Origin of the sequence: Pseudoxanthomonas sp. LjRoot143, from assembly GCF_964252945.1 — a bacterium.
GTDB lineage: Bacteria > Pseudomonadota > Gammaproteobacteria > Xanthomonadales > Xanthomonadaceae > Pseudoxanthomonas_A.
In genome coordinates this window covers 1,926,469-1,942,239 of the sequence record NZ_CAXUPM020000001.1, presented here as the reverse complement: position 1 = coordinate 1,942,239, position 15,771 = coordinate 1,926,469, and the positions used below count along the sequence as shown (strand labels likewise).

Below are 15,771 nucleotides of genomic sequence, written 5' to 3'. Positions count from 1 at the left end.
TCATTCGTCTTGCGGGGGCGCGATGGTGCCGGCGCCAAGGGCGCGCTGCATCTGCACGGTGTCCAGCCAGCGGTCGTGCTTCCAGGCGATGCCGCGGAAGACGCCGACCAGGGTGAAGCCGAACTTCTCGTGCAGGCGGATGGAAGCGGTATTGGTGGGTTCGCCGATCACGGCGATCATCTGCCGGTAACCACGCGCTTCGCAGTCATCGATCAACGCCTGCATCAGCGCGGCGCCGATACCCTGGCCTTGCTGGCCGGGTACGACGTAGACCGAGTTCTCCACGGTCTTGCGATAACCGGCGCGGGCGCGGTAGCTGCCGGCGTAGGCGTAGCCGACGAAGCGGCCATCGAGTTCTGCGACGAGGTACGGATAGCCGGCGTCCAGCACTCCCTGCATGCGGCGCGCCATCTCGGCTTCGTCCGGCACGTCGTACTCGTAGGTGTTGACGTGGTCGCGGACTTCGTCGGCGTACAGGGCGGCGATGGCCGGCACGTCGGCCGGCGTGGCGTCACGGACGATCAGCGGCACGCCCGGACCTCAGTCGATGTAGCGCTTGAGCAGGTCGCCGTACGCATCGATGCGGCGGTCGCGCAGGAACGGCCAGATGCGACGGACGTGCTCGCTGCGCGCCATGTCGACCTCGGCCATCAGGATGGTTTCGTCGGTGCCGGCTTCGGCGATGAATTCGCCCTGCGGACCGAGCACGTGGCTGTTGCCCCAGAACTGGATGCCGGACGCGCCCAGCGGTGAAGGCTCGTGACCGACCCGGTTGCAGCTCAGCACGGGCAGCCCGTTGGCGACCGCGTGGCCGCGATGGCTCAGTACCCAGGCATCGCGCTGGCGGTTCTTCTCGGGTTGTTCGTCGTCCGGGTCCCAGCCGATCGCGGTGGGGTACAGCAGCAGGTCAGCGCCGGCCAGCGCCATCAGGCGAGCGGCTTCCGGATACCACTGGTCCCAGCACACCAGCACACCGAGACGACCGACGGAGGTGTCGATGGGCGTGAAGCCGATGTCTCCCGGGGTGAAATAGAACTTCTCGTAGAATCCCGGATCGTCGGGGATGTGCATCTTGCGGTACTTGCCCGCGATGCTGCCGTCCTTCTCATAGACGACGGCGGTGTTGTGGTACAGCCCGGCAGCGCGACGTTCGAACAACGACGACACCAGTACCACGCCATGCTGCTTCGCCAGCTTCCCGAGACGCTCGGTGCTGGGGCCGGGGATCGGTTCGGCCAGATCGAACTCCTGTACCGACTCGTGCTGGCAGAAGTACGCACCGTTGTGCAGTTCCTGCAGCAGCACGAGCCTGGCGCCTTGCTTGGACGCCTCGGCGACGCGCGCCTCGATCACCGACAGGTTGGCGTCGGCATCACCGTGGTTCTTTTCCTGGATCAGGGCAACGGGCAGGGTAGTACGGCTCATCGGGCGAGGCGGGGGCTATCGGGGGAGGGCGCATGGTACCGCGTCCTCCGTGATGGCAGGCGTCCCAGGGGTGAATACACGGATTCAGGGCGTGTCGCGCGAGGCTTCCAACTGCTTCTGCCGCCTGCCCAGCGCCACGCCGGTAACCGCCCATGCCACCGCCACACCGGCACCGATGAACATGGCGGCCGCGGGATGCTCCGCCAGCACGTCCAGTGCCCGCTTGACCCAGCCGCTCAGCGCATCGCCACCGCGATAGACCACGGTGTCGATGAAGTTCTTTGCCTTGTACTTCTGTTCCGCGAGGACGACGGTGTAGAGCATCTCGCGGCCGGGCCGCACGAAGGCGTACTCGCCCGCTCGCCGGACCACCATGACCACCACGAAGACCGCGAACACGGGCGACAGCGCCAGCCACAGGAAGCCGCCGGCCATGATCACCGGCACGGCCACCAGCAACACGCCCACGCCCAGCTTCTGCGCGATGCGGCCGGTGATGAACAACTGGCTGAGGATGGCCAAGGTCTGCACCACGGTATCGATCAGACCGAAAACCTGGGTCTGCTCTTCCTTGTCGGTGAACCGTTCGGCGACCAGCTTTGCCTGTTCGAAATAGAGGAACGTGGTGACCGTCGCCAGCAGCAGTACGAAGAACGCGATGCCGAGCAGGTACGGCGAACGGAACACCGCGGTCGCACCGGCGAACGGATTGCCGCCCAGCGGCCGTTGCCGCTGTTCGGAGGAACTGGCACCGGCGGGCAATGGATGGCGATCGCGCCAGCGGTGCAACCAGGTCGCCGTCGCGGCGCTGGCCCCGATAAGTACGGCAGAGAAGAGCATCAGGCCGCCGTGCCCCAGGGGCTTGACCAGCAGGGTGGTCAGCAGCGGCCCGGCCAGTCCGCCGAGACTCGCGCCAGCGGCGATCAGTGCGAACAGGCGTTTGGCTTCGTGGCTCTCCATCACGTCCGCCAGTACGCTCCACGCCAGCGAGATCATCAGCAGGTTGATGACCGACACCCAGATGTAGAACGTGCGCGCCAGCCAGACATCGTCCGGCGTCGCCAGCATCGCGACGCCGTACCCCAGCAGGCTGGCCACCACCATGCCGAACACCCATGGCACGATGCGCCGCCGCGCGACTTTCGACGCGATCCAGCCGTACAGCGGCAGCACGATCAATGTGGCGACGAAGGTACCGGTGAACAGCCATTGGAGGTTGTCGACGCCACCTGCGACGCCCATCGTTTCGCGGATGGGCCGCAGCATGAAATAGCCGGCAAACAGCAGGAAGAACATCGCCAGCCCGGCGCCGACCACGGGCGCCTCGTGCTCGCGGACATTGAACAGACGGGCGATCCAGCCGGCAGCGCCGGGCGCGGGGGGTGTCGACATCGGCTCAGGCCACCGCGGCGATCAGGGCATCGCGCTGCGCCGCCGTCAGATCGGGGCCGGTACCTGCTTTCAGGTTGTCGGTCTGGCGATCGGGCTTTCCGGTCGCCGGAATCACCGCGGTCACCGCCGGATGACTCAGGGCGAATTTCAGGAAGGCCTGCGCCCACGATGTCACGCCGGCCTCGGCCAGCGCGGGCGGCACGGGCTTGTCCTTCACTTGCGCGAACAGCTTGCCGTCCTCGAACGCACGGTTGATCAGCACCGCCACGCCGAGTTCCTGCGCCAGCGGCAGTACGCGTTTTTCGGCGCCGCGGCTGGCGACCGAATAGTTGATCTGCAGGAAATCCGGCTTCTCGGCCTGGACGATGTTGGCGAGTTCTTCCTGTGCACGCTCGACGTAATGGGTCACGCCGACGTACTTCACCTTGCCCTGCGCCTTCAGCTCGCGCGCGACGGCCAGTTGCGTCTTCAGGTCGCCCAGGTTGTGGACCTGCAGCAGTGCCACCTTGTCTGTCTTCAGTCGACGTAGCGTGTCTTCGAACTGCGCCATGCCGGCGTCGCGTCCGGTCACGCCTGAAAGCTTGGTCGCCAGCCAGGCTTTTTCGGTGAGGCCCTGCTCGGCGAGTAACGCGCCCATGACGTCTTCGGCGACGCTGTAGGTGGGAGCGGTATCGATCAGGGTCGCGCCGGCGGCGAAGAACCGCGCCAGCACTTCCTTCAGCGGATCCCGTTCGGCTGCGCTCTGGCCGACTTCGAAGCTCCCGGATGTCCCCATGCCGATGACGGGGACGCGTTCGCCCGAGGACGGGATGGCGCGGGTGTTCAGCGGTCCCAGCGCGACGGGTGCCGCGGCGTTCGCCGGCGAGGGGGCGGCTGGTGTCACGCCATTGCCGCCAGCCTGGGCCGCGTCGCGGCAGGCCGCCAGTCCGAGGCCGGCGGTGGCCAGCGCGGTGGTGGTCAGGAACTTGCGTCGTGAATACACGGCCGTCTCCTCGATCAGGGGGAAACGGTGGTTATCCGGGATCGTGTAAGGCGATATGTAAACGAAGCGTTCAATCTGCGCCCAACTGAAGTCACGGTGCTGCGAACCGTGCAGCCGGGTCGATACTCAGTCCAGCAATCCCGCAGGCAACTGCATGGTGATGCAGTGCAGGCTGCCGTTCTGCCAGATCAGCGACCGGCAGGGCACCTGTACGATCTCGCGGTCCGGGTAGGCCTGCGCCAGGACCGCGGCGGCGGCATCGTCGGCCGCGTCGCCGTAAGCCGGCATCAGCACCGCGCCGTTGATGATCAGGTAGTTCGCGTAGGACGCCGCAAGGCGGCGGCCGTTGTCGATCACCGGCTGTGCCCAGGGGAGCGGGAACATGCGGTAAGGATGTCCTTCGGCCGTGCGCAGGGCAGTGATGTCGGCAGCCATGGCCTGCAGTTCCGCGTAATGCGCGTCGCTGGCGTCATCGCAGGCCTGATAGACAATGGCGTCACCCGGCGCGAAGCGGGCGAGGGTATCGATGTGGGCGTCGGTGTCGTCGCCCTCCAGGTAGCCATGGTCCAGCCAAAGCACCCGGTCCTGCTTCAGCCAGCGCGCCAGCTTGTCCGTCAGCGCCTCGCGCGAGGCGTCGGGATGCCGCTCGTGCAGGCACTGCCATGTGGTCAGTAGCGTGCCGGCACCGTCGGTCTCGATGGCACCACCTTCCAAAGCAAAATCAATGCTTTGTACGAAATAGTTATGAAACAGCTGCATACCGGAGAGCTCGCCGACCAGGCGATCGTCCCGGCTCGCTTCGTACTTGCCGCCCCACCCTGTGAAGCGGAAGTCGAGCAGCTTGAAACGGTCGCCATCGCGCAGGGTGATCGGGCCGGAATCGCGCAGCCAGGTGTCGTCGTACTCGGCCGGCACGAAGCGCACGCGCGCCATGTCCACGCGAGCGGAGCGCAGGCGGGCTTCGGCGTAAGTCTGCAGGTCGTCGTCGGCGACGCAGATCGCCACGGACTGGAAACGGGTGATCGCAGCGACGAGGGCGACGTAGGTTTCTTCTACCTCGGCAAGGCGGTCGGCCCAGTCGGTCTCGGCGTGCGGCCACGCGATCAGGACCGCGGATTGGGGTTCCCACTCCGCGGGGAAGCGAAAGGCATCAGTCATGGCGTCAATGTCGCGGCCGAGCCGCGCGTGTGTCAGCGGATGGGGGGCTTCGGGCCGATTTCCTCGGCACTGGCCTTGTTGATCACCACGTCGATGACGCGGCTCTTCTCGAAGTATACGGTGAAGCCCGGATACACCCATCGGTGAATCACCGGCCATTGGCGCTTCTGGCCGCCGCGCGGCTCGAGTTTCTGCTGCGGGGCGCCGAAGCGGGCCTCCACGTCGGTCGTGGTCTGGCCGCGCACAGGCGCTGCGGCGGCAGGCGTTTCCTGCGCACGCTCGATCAGCAGGGTGTCGGCAAGCGCCGGGCCGGACAGGCCGAACAGGGCGATCAAGGGCAGGGCAAGGACGCGACGGCTCATGGTTGGGTTCCCCTAGGTGACTCGCCTTTTATAACAAAAGGCCGAAAACAAAAAACCGCCCGAAGGCGGCTTTCTGCGGATTGCCCGGATCGCCTTGCAGCGATCGGGCAGATCGGCCGTTCTCAGCGCTGACGCGCCTTGAAGCGGGGGTTGGACTTGCAGATCACGAAGACCTTGCCGCGGCGGCGGACCACCTTGCAGTCGCGGTGACGGGCCTTCGCCGACTTCAGGGAGGACAGGACCTTCATGAGTTGAAACCTCGGCGTAAATGTATGGGGTGAAACGAAGCCCGGCATTCTAACGGTAATTCCATAGCCGGATCAAGCGGTTGCATGGGTCGATGCGTAAGACCCGCTCGGACGTCGTCGGCGCGGGGTCGCCGAGCGCTCATAATGGAGGTCCTCTGACTCCTGGAAGCCCGTATGCCCGACCTCGCTCCCGTTCTGACCATTGATGGCCCCTCCGGCGCTGGCAAGGGGACAGTCAGTCGGATCGCGGCGTCTCGGCTGGGCTGGCACTACTTGGATTCCGGCGCCCTGTACCGGGCGGTGGGCGTAGCGGCGAGCTGGGCCGATCTGGACGTCTCCGACCCCGCCGCACTGGTCCGCTGTGCCTTCGATACCCGGGTGAGCTTCCGGGAGACCGAGGCCGGCTTGCGGGTGATCGTCGATGATCTGGACGCGACCGACGAGCTCCGTCTGGAAACGACCGGTGCGCTGGCATCCGCCATCGCCGCTATCCCGGAGGTCCGCTCGGCCCTGAAGGAACGCCAGCGGGCCTTCCGTCAGGCCCCGGGGCTGGTGGCGGACGGGCGGGATATGGGGACGGTCATCTTCCCGGACGCCCCTTACAAGGTCTTTCTGACCGCCAGTGCCGACGAACGGGCCGAAAGGCGCTATAAGCAGTTGAAAGACAAAGGGGTTTCCGTCACAATCGACGGTCTGCTGCGCGAGATCCTCGCCCGCGATGCCCGTGACGCCCAGCGCACGGTGGCGCCCCTGAGGCCGGCCGACGACGCCGTTCTCATCGACACCACCGGCCTTGGCATCGACGCGGTTGTCGAGCGCGTGCTGGCCCTGGTGCCCGCACGCGCAGGTTGAGCCTCGCGCTGCAGAAGGTCCGTGCGGAATCCTCCGCGCGGTTTTTCCAACCACAACACTCACGGCCATACGCATCCCGCGCAGGCCGACAACGGGTGGACCGTCCGTACTCGCGTGCGCCGGTCTGTGTCATCAACCGAGTATTTTTCAATGACCGAATCATTTGCCGAACTGTTTGAACAGAGCCAGACCCAACTGGCCAAGCTGAAGCCGGGCGCCATCGTCACCGGCGTCGTCGTGGAAGTCCGCAACGACGTCGTGGTGATCAACGCTGGCCTGAAGTCCGAAGGCATCGTGCCGATCGAACAGTTCCGGAACGACGCCGGCGAAATCGACGTGGGCGTGGGCGATGAAGTGAAGGTGGCCCTCGACTCGATCGAGAACGGTTTCGGCGAAACCGTCCTCTCGCGCGAGAAGGCCAAGCGCGCCATGGTGTGGGACGAACTGGAGCAGGCGCTCGAGAAGAACGAGACCATCACCGGCCGCATCAGCGGCAAGGTCAAGGGTGGTTTCACTGTCGACATCAAGGACGTCCGCGCGTTCCTGCCGGGTTCGCTGGTCGACGTGCGCCCCGTGCGCGACCCGGGCTACCTGGAAGGCAAGGAACTCGAGTTCAAGCTCATCAAGCTGGATCGCAAGCGCAACAATGTGGTCGTCTCCCGCCGTGCGGTGGTCGAGAGCGAGCATTCGGAAGAGCGCGAGCAGCTGATGGACAAGCTGCAGGAAGGCGTGGTGCTGAAGGGTGTGGTCAAAAACCTCACCGACTACGGCGCGTTCGTCGACCTGGGCGGTATCGACGGCCTGCTGCACATCACCGACATGGCGTGGAAGCGCGTGCGTCATCCGTCCGAAGTCGTGGAAGTCGGCCAGGAACTGGACGTCCGCGTGCTGAAGTACGACCGTGAGCGCAACCGCGTCTCGCTGGGCCTGAAGCAGCTGGGCGAGGATCCGTGGGACAACATCGCCCGCCGTTACCCGGCCAACAGCCGCGTGTTCGGCAAGGTCTCCAACGTCACCGATTACGGCGCGTTCGTCGAGATCGAGCCGGGCGTCGAAGGCCTGGTGCACGTGTCCGAGATGGATTGGACCAACAAGAACGTCAACCCGTCCAAGGTTGTGCAGGTCGGTGACGAAGTCGAAGTGATGGTGCTGGACGTGGACGAAGAGCGTCGCCGCATCTCGCTGGGCATGAAGCAGGTCGCCGCCAATCCGTGGGAAACCTTCGCGGCTACCCACAAGAAGAACGACAAGGTGTCCGGCCAGATCAAGTCGATCACCGATTTCGGCATCTTCATCGGCCTGGACGGCGGCATCGACGGCCTGATCCACCTGTCCGACATCAGCTGGAACACCACCGGCGAAGACATCGTGCGCAACTTCAAGAAGGGCGACACGCTGGAAGCCGTGGTGCTGGCCGTGGACCCGGAGCGCGAGCGCATCAGCCTGGGTGTGAAGCAGTTGGAGCAGGATCCGTTCGGCCAGTACATGGCCGCGCACCCGAAGGGTTCGAAGGTCGAAGGCACGGTGAAGGAAGTGGACGCCAAGGGCGCCACGGTCGAGCTCGCCGATGGCATCGAAGGCTACGTCATGGCGCGCGACATCAGCTACGACCGCGTGGACGACGCCAGCCAGCACCTGAAGGTGGGCGACAAGGTCGAAGCCAAGTTCATCGGCATGGACCGCAAGGGCCGCACGCTGCAGCTGTCGATCAAGGCGAAGGACGAAGCCGAGACCGCCGAAGCACTGGCCGAGTACAACAAGTCGGCCGCCGAGGCCTCCACCGGTACCACCAGCCTGGGCGCGCTGCTGCGTGCACAGCTGGACGGTGGCAAGTCCGAGTAAGCGGCTCGCGCCGTTGCAGTATCACCCGCAGTAACGTTCCCCACCGGCCCGGAGATCCCGGGCCGGTGCGGGTACATCCGCCCGAATTCCGCACGCGATGACCAAATCCGAACTCATCGAGATCCTCAGCCGCCGTCAGCCGCACCTCAAGGCAGAGGACGTGGACTTGGCCGTCAAGGCATTGCTGGAGATGATGGGCGGTGCCCTGTCGCAGGGCGATCGCATCGAGATCCGCGGCTTCGGCAGTTTTTCGCTGCACTACCGGCCACCACGCATGGGCCGTAATCCCAAGACCGGCGAATCGGTCGCGCTCCCGGCCAAGCACGTCCCCCATTTCAAACCGGGCAAGGAGCTGCGCGAACGCGTCAGCGACGTCACGCCCGTCGAAGAGGGCGGCGAGTAGTCCCGCTCCGGCGCGTGTCGTCCTGCGCCGACTCCGTTAAGCTAGGCGCCGTCCTGCAAGGAGTCGCCTGATGAACATGTTCCGCCTGGTCGTCGCACTGCTGTTCCTGGCCTACGGACTCATCATCGGCGTGCTCAACACGCAGCCGATCACGCTGAAACTCCTGTTCACCGAATTCCAGACCTCGTCCGGCGTCGGCATCATGCTGTCCTTGCTGCTGGGCGTGGTGGTGGGTGGCCTGATCGTGGTCGCCACGCTGGTGTGGCCGTTGTACGCGAAACTGCGCAAGGCGAACCGCTCAGCAGCTGCTGCAGTGAGCGACGGCGGCACCTCGACCGCCGACAGCGGTCGCTGAGCCATGGCCTTCCTTACCGAGTGGTTCTGGTTCTTCCTGTTCCTGCCGCTGGCCGCGCTCAGCGGCTGGATCATCGGCCGACGTGGCGGGCAACGGCATGGAGACACGCAGGTCAGCCGCCTGTCGAGTACCTATTTCCGCGGTCTCAACTACCTGCTCAACGAGCAGCCTGACAAGGCGATCGAACTGTTCCTGCATATCGCGGAACTGGACAAGGAAACGTTCGAAACCCAGGTCGCACTGGGGCATCTGTTCCGTCGCCGTGGCGAAGTGGATCGCGCCATCCGCCTTCACCAGGGCCTCGTGCAACGTGCCGACCTGAGCGACGCGCAGCGCGTGCAGGCCTTGCTTGCCTTGGGTGAGGATTACATGCGGTCGGGTCTTCTCGATCGGGCGGAAACCGTCTTTACGGATCTGGCACAGATCGATCAACGTGCGCCGCAGGCGCTCAAGCATTTGATCGGCATCTATCAAGCGGAGCGTGATTGGGAAAAGGCGATCGACAACGCCCGGCGCTACGAAGAGGTCACGACGGAGCCGATGGGCAAGCTGGTGGCCCAGTTCGAGTGCGAACTGGCCGAACGCCAGCGCACGGCGAACAATATCGAGGCAGCGCGTGCCGCTGTTGCGCGCGCTTACCAGGCGGATGCCGGTAGCGTGCGCGCCGGCATCATCGAAGGGCGTATCGAGGTGGACGCGGGCAATGCCGAAGCGGCAATCCGTGCCTTCGAGCGCGCCGCGCGGCACGATCCGGATTACCTCCCCGAGGTTCTTCCCAGTCTGCTGACCAGCTACGACCAGGTCGGCGATCTTTCGGGCGCTCGCGCGTTCCTGTCCGAGATGTGCGAGCACTATCGGGGTATCGCGCCGGTGCTCGCGCTGACGAAACTGGTGGAGCGTCAGGACGGCGTTGCGGCCGCGCGCGCCTATCTTGCGCGCCAGCTGAAGGACAGGCCATCGGTCAGGGGTGAAGCTTCACTGATCGATCTCACGCTGGCAGAGGGCGCCGATCCCGCAGCCACCCTGCATGATCTGAAGCACATCACCGATCAGTTACTGGTGCGTAATCCGAGCTATCGCTGCACGCGATGCGGTTTCGGTGCGCGGACGCACCACTGGCAATGCCCGAGTTGCAAGGAGTGGGGCACGGTGAAGCCGCTGTTGAACTACGCGGTGGTTTGATGCCGCCTCTGGCCGTCTGGCTGGCACTGATCGCATTGATTACCGCCGCAGCCACATGGTGCGCGCGGCGCTACGCCCTGCGCGGCAATCTGATGGACCAGCCCGGTGACAGGCGCAGCCATCAGGTCGCCACCCCACGAGGCGGCGGCATCTCCATCGTGCTGGTAGTGCTGGCCGTCGGGATCTATCTCATGTCGCGCGATACGTCCTTTCGCGCGCTGTGGATCGGTTTTCTACCGGGCCTGCTGATCGTGGCCGGTATTGGCTGGTGGGACGACCATCGGCCGCTGTCCCCTTGGTTGAGGCTGGCGGTCCAGGCGGTGGCTGCCCTGATGCTCGCCGCCGGGGCGGGGTGGCACAGCGGACACTGGCTACCGGCGCTGTTGGCCTTTGGGACCGCAATGGTGCTGGTCAATGTGTGGAACTTCATGGACGGCATCAACGGTCTGGCCACCACCCAGGCGGGGCTGACGGCGCTGGCATATGCGGGACTGTTGGCGGGCGAGTGGCGCTGGCTGGCGTTGGCGCTCCTGGCGGGTTGCCTGGGCTTTCTGCCATTCAATTTTCCGAACGCGCGGATATTCCTGGGGGATGTGGGCAGCGGTGCATTGGGTTTCGTACTGGCGGGGCTGGCCGCCGCCGCGTTGACCACGATGCCACCGGTTACCGCCCCGTTGTTGCTGATTCCGTTGTGCGCATTCCTTATCGACGCGGGCTTCACATTGGCGGGGCGCATGCTTCGTGGGGAGCAGTGGTGGTCGCCGCATGTGGGACACCTCTACCAGAGGTACTCAAGGCGCTTTGGACATACCGCTGTCACCTTGGTTTACATGGCGTTCGGTAGTATTAGCATATTGTTAAGCCTCGCATGGCCGTCGACCACATGGGCCGCCACCCTCCTGATCGTGGCGTTGACCTACGTTGTTGGCGGGACGCTCTGGGTTCTGTTGCGCCGGGGATGGCGTGATTAGTCGTTGGAGAAGGAACTGATGGAATCCTGGCGGGATCGATTGGGGGGCTTCATACCCCGTGCGCTCGTGGCGACCCACGATCTGGCCATGGTCTGGCTGTGTTGGCAGGTGCTGCACCGGCTGCGCTACGCCATGCTGCCGCACACGCCCGAGTTTCCGCTCTGGTCGAACGAGATCGCGGTCGTGCTGCTGGCCCAGGGGGCCGTGTTCTGGTGGATGGGGCTCTATCGCGGGCTTTGGCGCTTCGCCAGCCTTCCGGACCTGTGGAACATCGTCAAGGCCTGTGCGCTGGGCTTCCTCGGCGTCGTGCTGGGCCTGTTTTTCTACAATCGTTTCGGATCTACGCCCCGGGCCGTTCTCGGCTTCTACCCCTTTGCGCTGGTGGGATTTCTCGGCCTGCCGCGATTGGCCTATCGCGCCTGGAAGGACAGTCAGGTCCAGCGCACGACCGAGAGCGCATCTCGCGTACTCGTCCTCGGGGCTGGTCGCGCGGGCGAAGCGCTCGTTCGCGAGCTTCGGCGTACCGGTGTGTACCACCCGGTAGCCTTCCTGGACGACGCTCCACGGCTCCATGGATCGAAGCTGCTCGGTATTCCAGTGCTCGGTGGACTGGAGAATGCCGCCGCCGTCGCACGCGAGACCGCGGCACGGATGCTTGTCATCGCCATGCCATCGCTGGACGCCCCCGCAATGCAGCGCGTCGTGGCGATCTGCGAGAGCACCGGGCTCCCGTTCCGGATGGTCCCGCGCCTGGTCAATGTCCTGGAAGGACAGTCCATGCCGGGCGATTTGAAGGAAGTCGCGATCGAAGACCTGTTGGGCCGCAAGTCGGTCACGCCGGACTGGAAGCTGATACGCGGCTGGCTGGGTGGGCGCACCGTCATGGTGACGGGCGCCGGCGGCTCGATCGGCTCGGAGCTGTGCCGCCAGTGCGCGCGACATGGCGCACAACGGATCGCCCTGGTGGAGATCGACGAGTTGGCGCTTATCACCATCCAGGGTGATCTGCGGCGCGCGTTCCCCGATCTTGAGGTTCTTCCCGTGCTGGGCAATTGCGGTGACCCTGCCGTGATCGCGCATGCACTGCGTATCGCCGAGCCGGATGCCGTGTTCCATGCCGCCGCGTACAAGCAGGTGCCCTTGCTTGAAGGACACCTGCGGGAAGCGGTCGGAAACAACGTACTCGCGACGGAAACCGTGGCGCGGGCGTGCCGGGAGTCGGGGGTCGGCACGTTCGTGCTGATCTCGACCGACAAGGCGGTAGATCCGGTGAACGTGCTCGGCGCGACCAAGCGGCTTGCTGAGATGGCGTGCCAAGCGCTGGACGACGGTCGTTCCAGTACGCGTTACGTAACGGTGCGGTTCGGCAACGTCCTGGATTCGGCTGGCAGCGTAGTACCTCTGTTCCGCGAACAGATCCGAAAGGGGGGGCCGGTGACGGTCACCGATCCGGACGTCACGCGTTACTTCATGACCATTCCGGAGGCCTGCCAGCTGATCCTGCAGGCGGCATCCGGTGCGGCGCACGCATCGATCTACACGTTGGACATGGGGGATCCGGTGCCGATCCGGCTCCTGGCGGAGCAGATGATCCGCCTGGCCGGCAAGCAGCCGGGGCGCGACATCGCCATCGTCTACACGGGATTGCGCCCGGGCGAAAAGCTGCATGAGACGCTGTTCCATGCCGACGAACGTTACCAGCCCACGTCGCATTCCAAGATCATGAAGGCGCTGGCGCGCGACGTGTCGCCGGAGTTCCTGGAGCTCGCCCTGCAACGGCTGCGCGCCGCGTACACCCGTTACGACACCGCAGAGCTTGGCGAGGTACTCAGGGTCGCTGTTCCGGAATTCGCGCCTCTGGCGAGCGATCAGGATGAAGCGTCGGGTAATATCGTGGTCTTTCCCAGCCGTGACGCGCGTAGGATCCGATGACCCGAGCCAGAATCCGCAAGGCCGTGTTTCCCGTCGCTGGGCTCGGCACCCGCTTCCTGCCAGCGACCAAGACCGTTCCGAAGGAGATGCTGCCGATCATCGATCGGCCGCTGATCCAGTACGCCGTTGACGAAGCCGTCGAGGCTGGTTGCGACACGCTCATCTTCGTGACCAACCGCTACAAGCATGCGGTGGCGGACTATTTCGACAAGGCCTACGAACTCGAACAGAAGCTAGAGCGCTCCGGCAAAGCGGAACAGTTGGAACTGGTTCGCAACGTGCTGCCGCCGCACGTGCGTGCGGTATTCGTCACCCAGGCCGAGGCTCTGGGCCTTGGGCATGCGGTGTTGTGCGCCAAGCCGATCGTCGGCGACGAACCGTTCGCGGTCCTGCTCCCCGACGACCTGATCTGGAACCGCGGTCCCGGTGCGCTGAAGCAGATGGCCGATGCGGCCGAAGCCGGTGGCAGCAGCGTCATCGCCGTGCAGGACGTGCCGCGGGAGCAGACGGGCAGCTACGGCATCGTCGCGACCGAGGCCTTCAACGGCCGCGAGGGGCGCATCAGTGCCATCGTCGAGAAGCCGAAGCCCGACGTCGCGCCGAGCACGCTGGCCGTCGTGGGGCGTTACGTTCTTGACGCACGCATCTTTTCGCTGCTGGAGAGCACGACGCCGGGCGCGGGCGGAGAGATCCAGCTGACCGATGCGATCGCGGCGCTGCTTGCGGAGAAGCCCGTTCATGCCTATCGGTTCCAGGGCACGCGTTTCGACTGCGGCACCCACATCGGCCTGATCGAGGCCACGATCCGCTACGCACTCGACCATGAGAAGCTCAGCGACGCAGCGCGAAGCATGATGCAGAGTGCCCTGAACGAGTTGGGCGTGCAGGACCTGGGCTGAGCGGATTGCCGTGGGGTGGGTGCGGCGTAGTGCGCCGCGCGGCTGCCCGCGTTTGGAGGTGGCTCCGTGCAGATGGCATCGCGCAACTATTATGCGGAGACGGCAGGCACTGCTCCGGCGCTGCAAGTGCTGCAGTCACGCATCGAGGCTGAGATCTGCGTCGTGGGCGGTGGTTTCGCCGGTCTGAACACAGCGCTGGGTTTGGCCGAACGCGGTGTACGCGATGTCGTGCTGGTGGAAGCGGATACGCCGGCATTCGGTGCCTCGGGGCGCAATGGTGGCTTCGTGTTCGGCGGCTTTTCGCGTGGTGAAGCCTCGCTGCTACGCGATCTTGGGCCGGCGCGTGCGAACGCCTTGTACACAGGGACGACGCAGGCGGTGGAACTGATCCGTCGTCGTATCACCCGATATGGCATCGCCTGCGATGACACCCAGGCAGGGATCATCTGGGCGAACTGGTTCGACGACCGGGAGGTGCTCAGGCAACGGCAGGCGCTGCTCCTGGATATCTTCGGTCAGGACTGGCAATGGATGGATCGCGACGAGGTCCGTCACCAGCTGCGCACGACCCGCTATCACGACGCCCTGTACGAACCTCAGGCGTTCCACTTCCATCCATTGAAGTATGCCAACGGGCTCGCGCGCGTTGCGGCTGAGCAGGGCGTTTCGCTGTTCGCCCGGTCGCCGGCGGTGTCGCTGGACCGTACCCGCGACGGTTGGCGCGTCACGACGCCTTCGGGAAGCATCGATGCCAGGCAGGTAGTGCTTGCCTGCGGTGGGTATCTGGCGGGTTTGCACAGGCGGGTGGACGCCGGTGTTCTCCCCATCGCGACCTACGTCATGGTTACGGCGCCGCTGGGTGCACGGCTGGAGGAAGCGATGCGTACGCGTGCCGCGGTCTACGACACTCGCTTCGCGTTCGACTACTACCGGCCGCTGCCCGATTCCCGCTTGCTGTGGGGAGGGCGCATCTCCATCCTGGACCGCTCGCCACACGCGGTCAGACGCCTGCTGTACCGCGACATGTTGAAGGTCTTTCCGCAACTGGAAGGCGTGGGTATCGACTACGCCTGGTCGGGCCTCATGAGCTACGCCCGTCACGAGATGCCGCAGATCGGGCAGGTCGAGCCCGGTCTCTGGGTGGCGCAGGCGTTCGGCGGGCACGGTGTGGCCCCGACGACGCTGGCTGGCGAAGTCATAGCCTCTGCCATTGCGGAAGGCGACGGACGTTGGCGTGAGTTCGGTGCCTATGGCCTGGTATCGGCGATGAAGCCGGCAGGATTCCTGGGTGCCCAGCTCAGCTATTGGTGGGCTGAAGCGAAGGATGCGTGGAAGGCGCGGATGGAACAGGGGCAGCGACCATGAGCGGAGCTGCAGACTCGATCGGGTGGGACGACTTCATGCGTGTCCAGTTGTGCGCGGGCACCGTGCAGAGGGTCGAGCCGTTTCCGGAGGCGCGAAAGCCGGCGTGGAAGGTATGGGTCGACTTCGGACCGCATGGCGTTAAGAAGACCAGTGCGCAGATCCGGTCGCTGTATGCGCCCGAAGATCTGGTCGGACGCCAGATCGTGGGTGTCATCAATTTCCCGCCCAAGCAGGTCGGCCCTTTCATTTCGGAGTTCCTGCTGACCGGATTCCACACCGACGAAGGCGTGGTGGTCACGACGGTCGAACGTCCAGTGCCCGACGGCACGCGCCTGGCCTGACCACGCTCACCGAATGCAAAGGAATGGCGCCTCACGGCGCCATTCCTCGTTCTTGCGGGCGA

Annotated in this window: 17 protein-coding genes; 10 read left to right on the top strand and 7 right to left on the bottom strand. The window is 65.2% G+C overall.

Annotation, left to right across the window (positions count from 1 at the left end; translation table 11 throughout):
• From ACSQ1W_RS09175 to ykgO, 7 genes are all read right to left on the bottom strand, one after another.
• Nucleotides 1-531 (bottom strand): N-acetyltransferase family protein, encoded by a 531-nt coding sequence (locus ACSQ1W_RS09175; protein WP_436043004.1) that lies wholly within the window; start codon nt 529-531, stop codon nt 1-3.
• A gap of 9 nt (nt 532-540) precedes the next feature.
• Nucleotides 541-1,425, bottom strand: coding sequence for a carbon-nitrogen hydrolase (locus ACSQ1W_RS09170; RefSeq protein WP_436043002.1), 885 nt, complete (start codon nt 1,423-1,425; stop codon nt 541-543).
• 84 nt (nt 1,426-1,509) lie between these two features.
• On the bottom strand, nt 1,510-2,817 hold the full coding sequence (locus tag ACSQ1W_RS09165; RefSeq protein ID WP_436043000.1) for an NTP/NDP exchange transporter: 1,308 nt from the start codon (nt 2,815-2,817) through the stop codon (nt 1,510-1,512).
• Nucleotides 2,818-2,821: 4 nt separating this feature from the next.
• Nucleotides 2,822-3,799, bottom strand: coding sequence for an aldo/keto reductase (locus ACSQ1W_RS09160; RefSeq protein WP_436042998.1), 978 nt, complete (start codon nt 3,797-3,799; stop codon nt 2,822-2,824).
• A 126-nt stretch (nt 3,800-3,925) separates the two neighbouring features.
• The gene (locus ACSQ1W_RS09155) at nt 3,926-4,957 is read right to left on the bottom strand and encodes an agmatine deiminase family protein (protein WP_436042996.1); all 1,032 of its coding nucleotides are present in this window, start codon (nt 4,955-4,957) and stop codon (nt 3,926-3,928) included.
• A 32-nt stretch (nt 4,958-4,989) separates the two neighbouring features.
• A complete protein-coding gene (locus tag ACSQ1W_RS09150; protein ID WP_436042994.1) occupies nt 4,990-5,319 on the bottom strand; it encodes a hypothetical protein in 330 nt (109 codons plus the stop codon).
• 122 nt (nt 5,320-5,441) lie between these two features.
• Nucleotides 5,442-5,567, bottom strand: a complete 126-nt coding sequence (gene ykgO, locus ACSQ1W_RS09145; RefSeq protein ID WP_010342887.1) for a type B 50S ribosomal protein L36 — start codon at nt 5,565-5,567, stop codon at nt 5,442-5,444.
• 174 nt (nt 5,568-5,741) lie between these two features.
• On the opposite strand from ykgO, the gene cmk reads away from it, so the two are divergent.
• The 10 genes from cmk to ACSQ1W_RS09095 all read left to right on the top strand — a co-directional run bounded on the left by cmk (nt 5,742) and on the right by ACSQ1W_RS09095 (nt 15,709).
• On the top strand, nt 5,742-6,419 hold the full coding sequence (cmk, locus tag ACSQ1W_RS09140; RefSeq protein ID WP_192267956.1) for a (d)CMP kinase: 678 nt from the start codon (nt 5,742-5,744) through the stop codon (nt 6,417-6,419).
• Nucleotides 6,420-6,569: 150 nt separating this feature from the next.
• Nucleotides 6,570-8,261, top strand: a complete 1,692-nt coding sequence (gene rpsA, locus ACSQ1W_RS09135) for a 30S ribosomal protein S1 (RefSeq protein ID WP_192267958.1) — start codon at nt 6,570-6,572, stop codon at nt 8,259-8,261.
• A gap of 97 nt (nt 8,262-8,358) precedes the next feature.
• The gene (locus ACSQ1W_RS09130) at nt 8,359-8,664 is read left to right on the top strand and encodes an integration host factor subunit beta (RefSeq protein WP_192267960.1); all 306 of its coding nucleotides are present in this window, start codon (nt 8,359-8,361) and stop codon (nt 8,662-8,664) included.
• Nucleotides 8,665-8,734: 70 nt separating this feature from the next.
• The gene (locus ACSQ1W_RS09125; RefSeq protein ID WP_436042992.1) at nt 8,735-9,019 is read left to right on the top strand and encodes a lipopolysaccharide assembly protein LapA domain-containing protein; all 285 of its coding nucleotides are present in this window, start codon (nt 8,735-8,737) and stop codon (nt 9,017-9,019) included.
• 3 nt (nt 9,020-9,022) lie between these two features.
• Nucleotides 9,023-10,201 (top strand): lipopolysaccharide assembly protein LapB, encoded by a 1,179-nt coding sequence (lapB, locus tag ACSQ1W_RS09120; RefSeq protein ID WP_192267965.1) that lies wholly within the window; start codon nt 9,023-9,025, stop codon nt 10,199-10,201.
• Nucleotides 10,201-11,172, top strand: a complete 972-nt coding sequence (locus ACSQ1W_RS09115; RefSeq protein ID WP_436042990.1) for a lipopolysaccharide biosynthesis protein — start codon at nt 10,201-10,203, stop codon at nt 11,170-11,172. Before lapB ends, ACSQ1W_RS09115 begins: the two co-directional genes overlap by 1 nt.
• A gap of 18 nt (nt 11,173-11,190) precedes the next feature.
• Nucleotides 11,191-13,104: a polysaccharide biosynthesis protein gene (locus ACSQ1W_RS09110; RefSeq protein WP_436046154.1), complete on the top strand. Its 1,914-nt coding sequence runs from the start codon at nt 11,191-11,193 to the stop codon at nt 13,102-13,104.
• Nucleotides 13,101-14,003 carry a UTP--glucose-1-phosphate uridylyltransferase GalU gene (gene galU / locus ACSQ1W_RS09105; protein WP_192267969.1) on the top strand — a complete coding sequence of 301 codons (903 nt, stop codon included), beginning with the start codon at nt 13,101-13,103 and terminating at the stop codon, nt 14,001-14,003. Before ACSQ1W_RS09110 ends, galU begins: the two co-directional genes overlap by 4 nt.
• 72 nt (nt 14,004-14,075) lie before the next feature.
• A complete protein-coding gene (locus ACSQ1W_RS09100; RefSeq protein ID WP_436042989.1) occupies nt 14,076-15,368 on the top strand; it encodes an NAD(P)/FAD-dependent oxidoreductase in 1,293 nt (430 codons plus the stop codon).
• Nucleotides 15,365-15,709 carry a tRNA-binding protein gene (locus ACSQ1W_RS09095; RefSeq protein WP_436042987.1) on the top strand — a complete coding sequence of 115 codons (345 nt, stop codon included), beginning with the start codon at nt 15,365-15,367 and terminating at the stop codon, nt 15,707-15,709. Before ACSQ1W_RS09100 ends, ACSQ1W_RS09095 begins: the two co-directional genes overlap by 4 nt.
• The last annotated feature ends 62 nt before the right edge of the window (nt 15,710-15,771 follow it).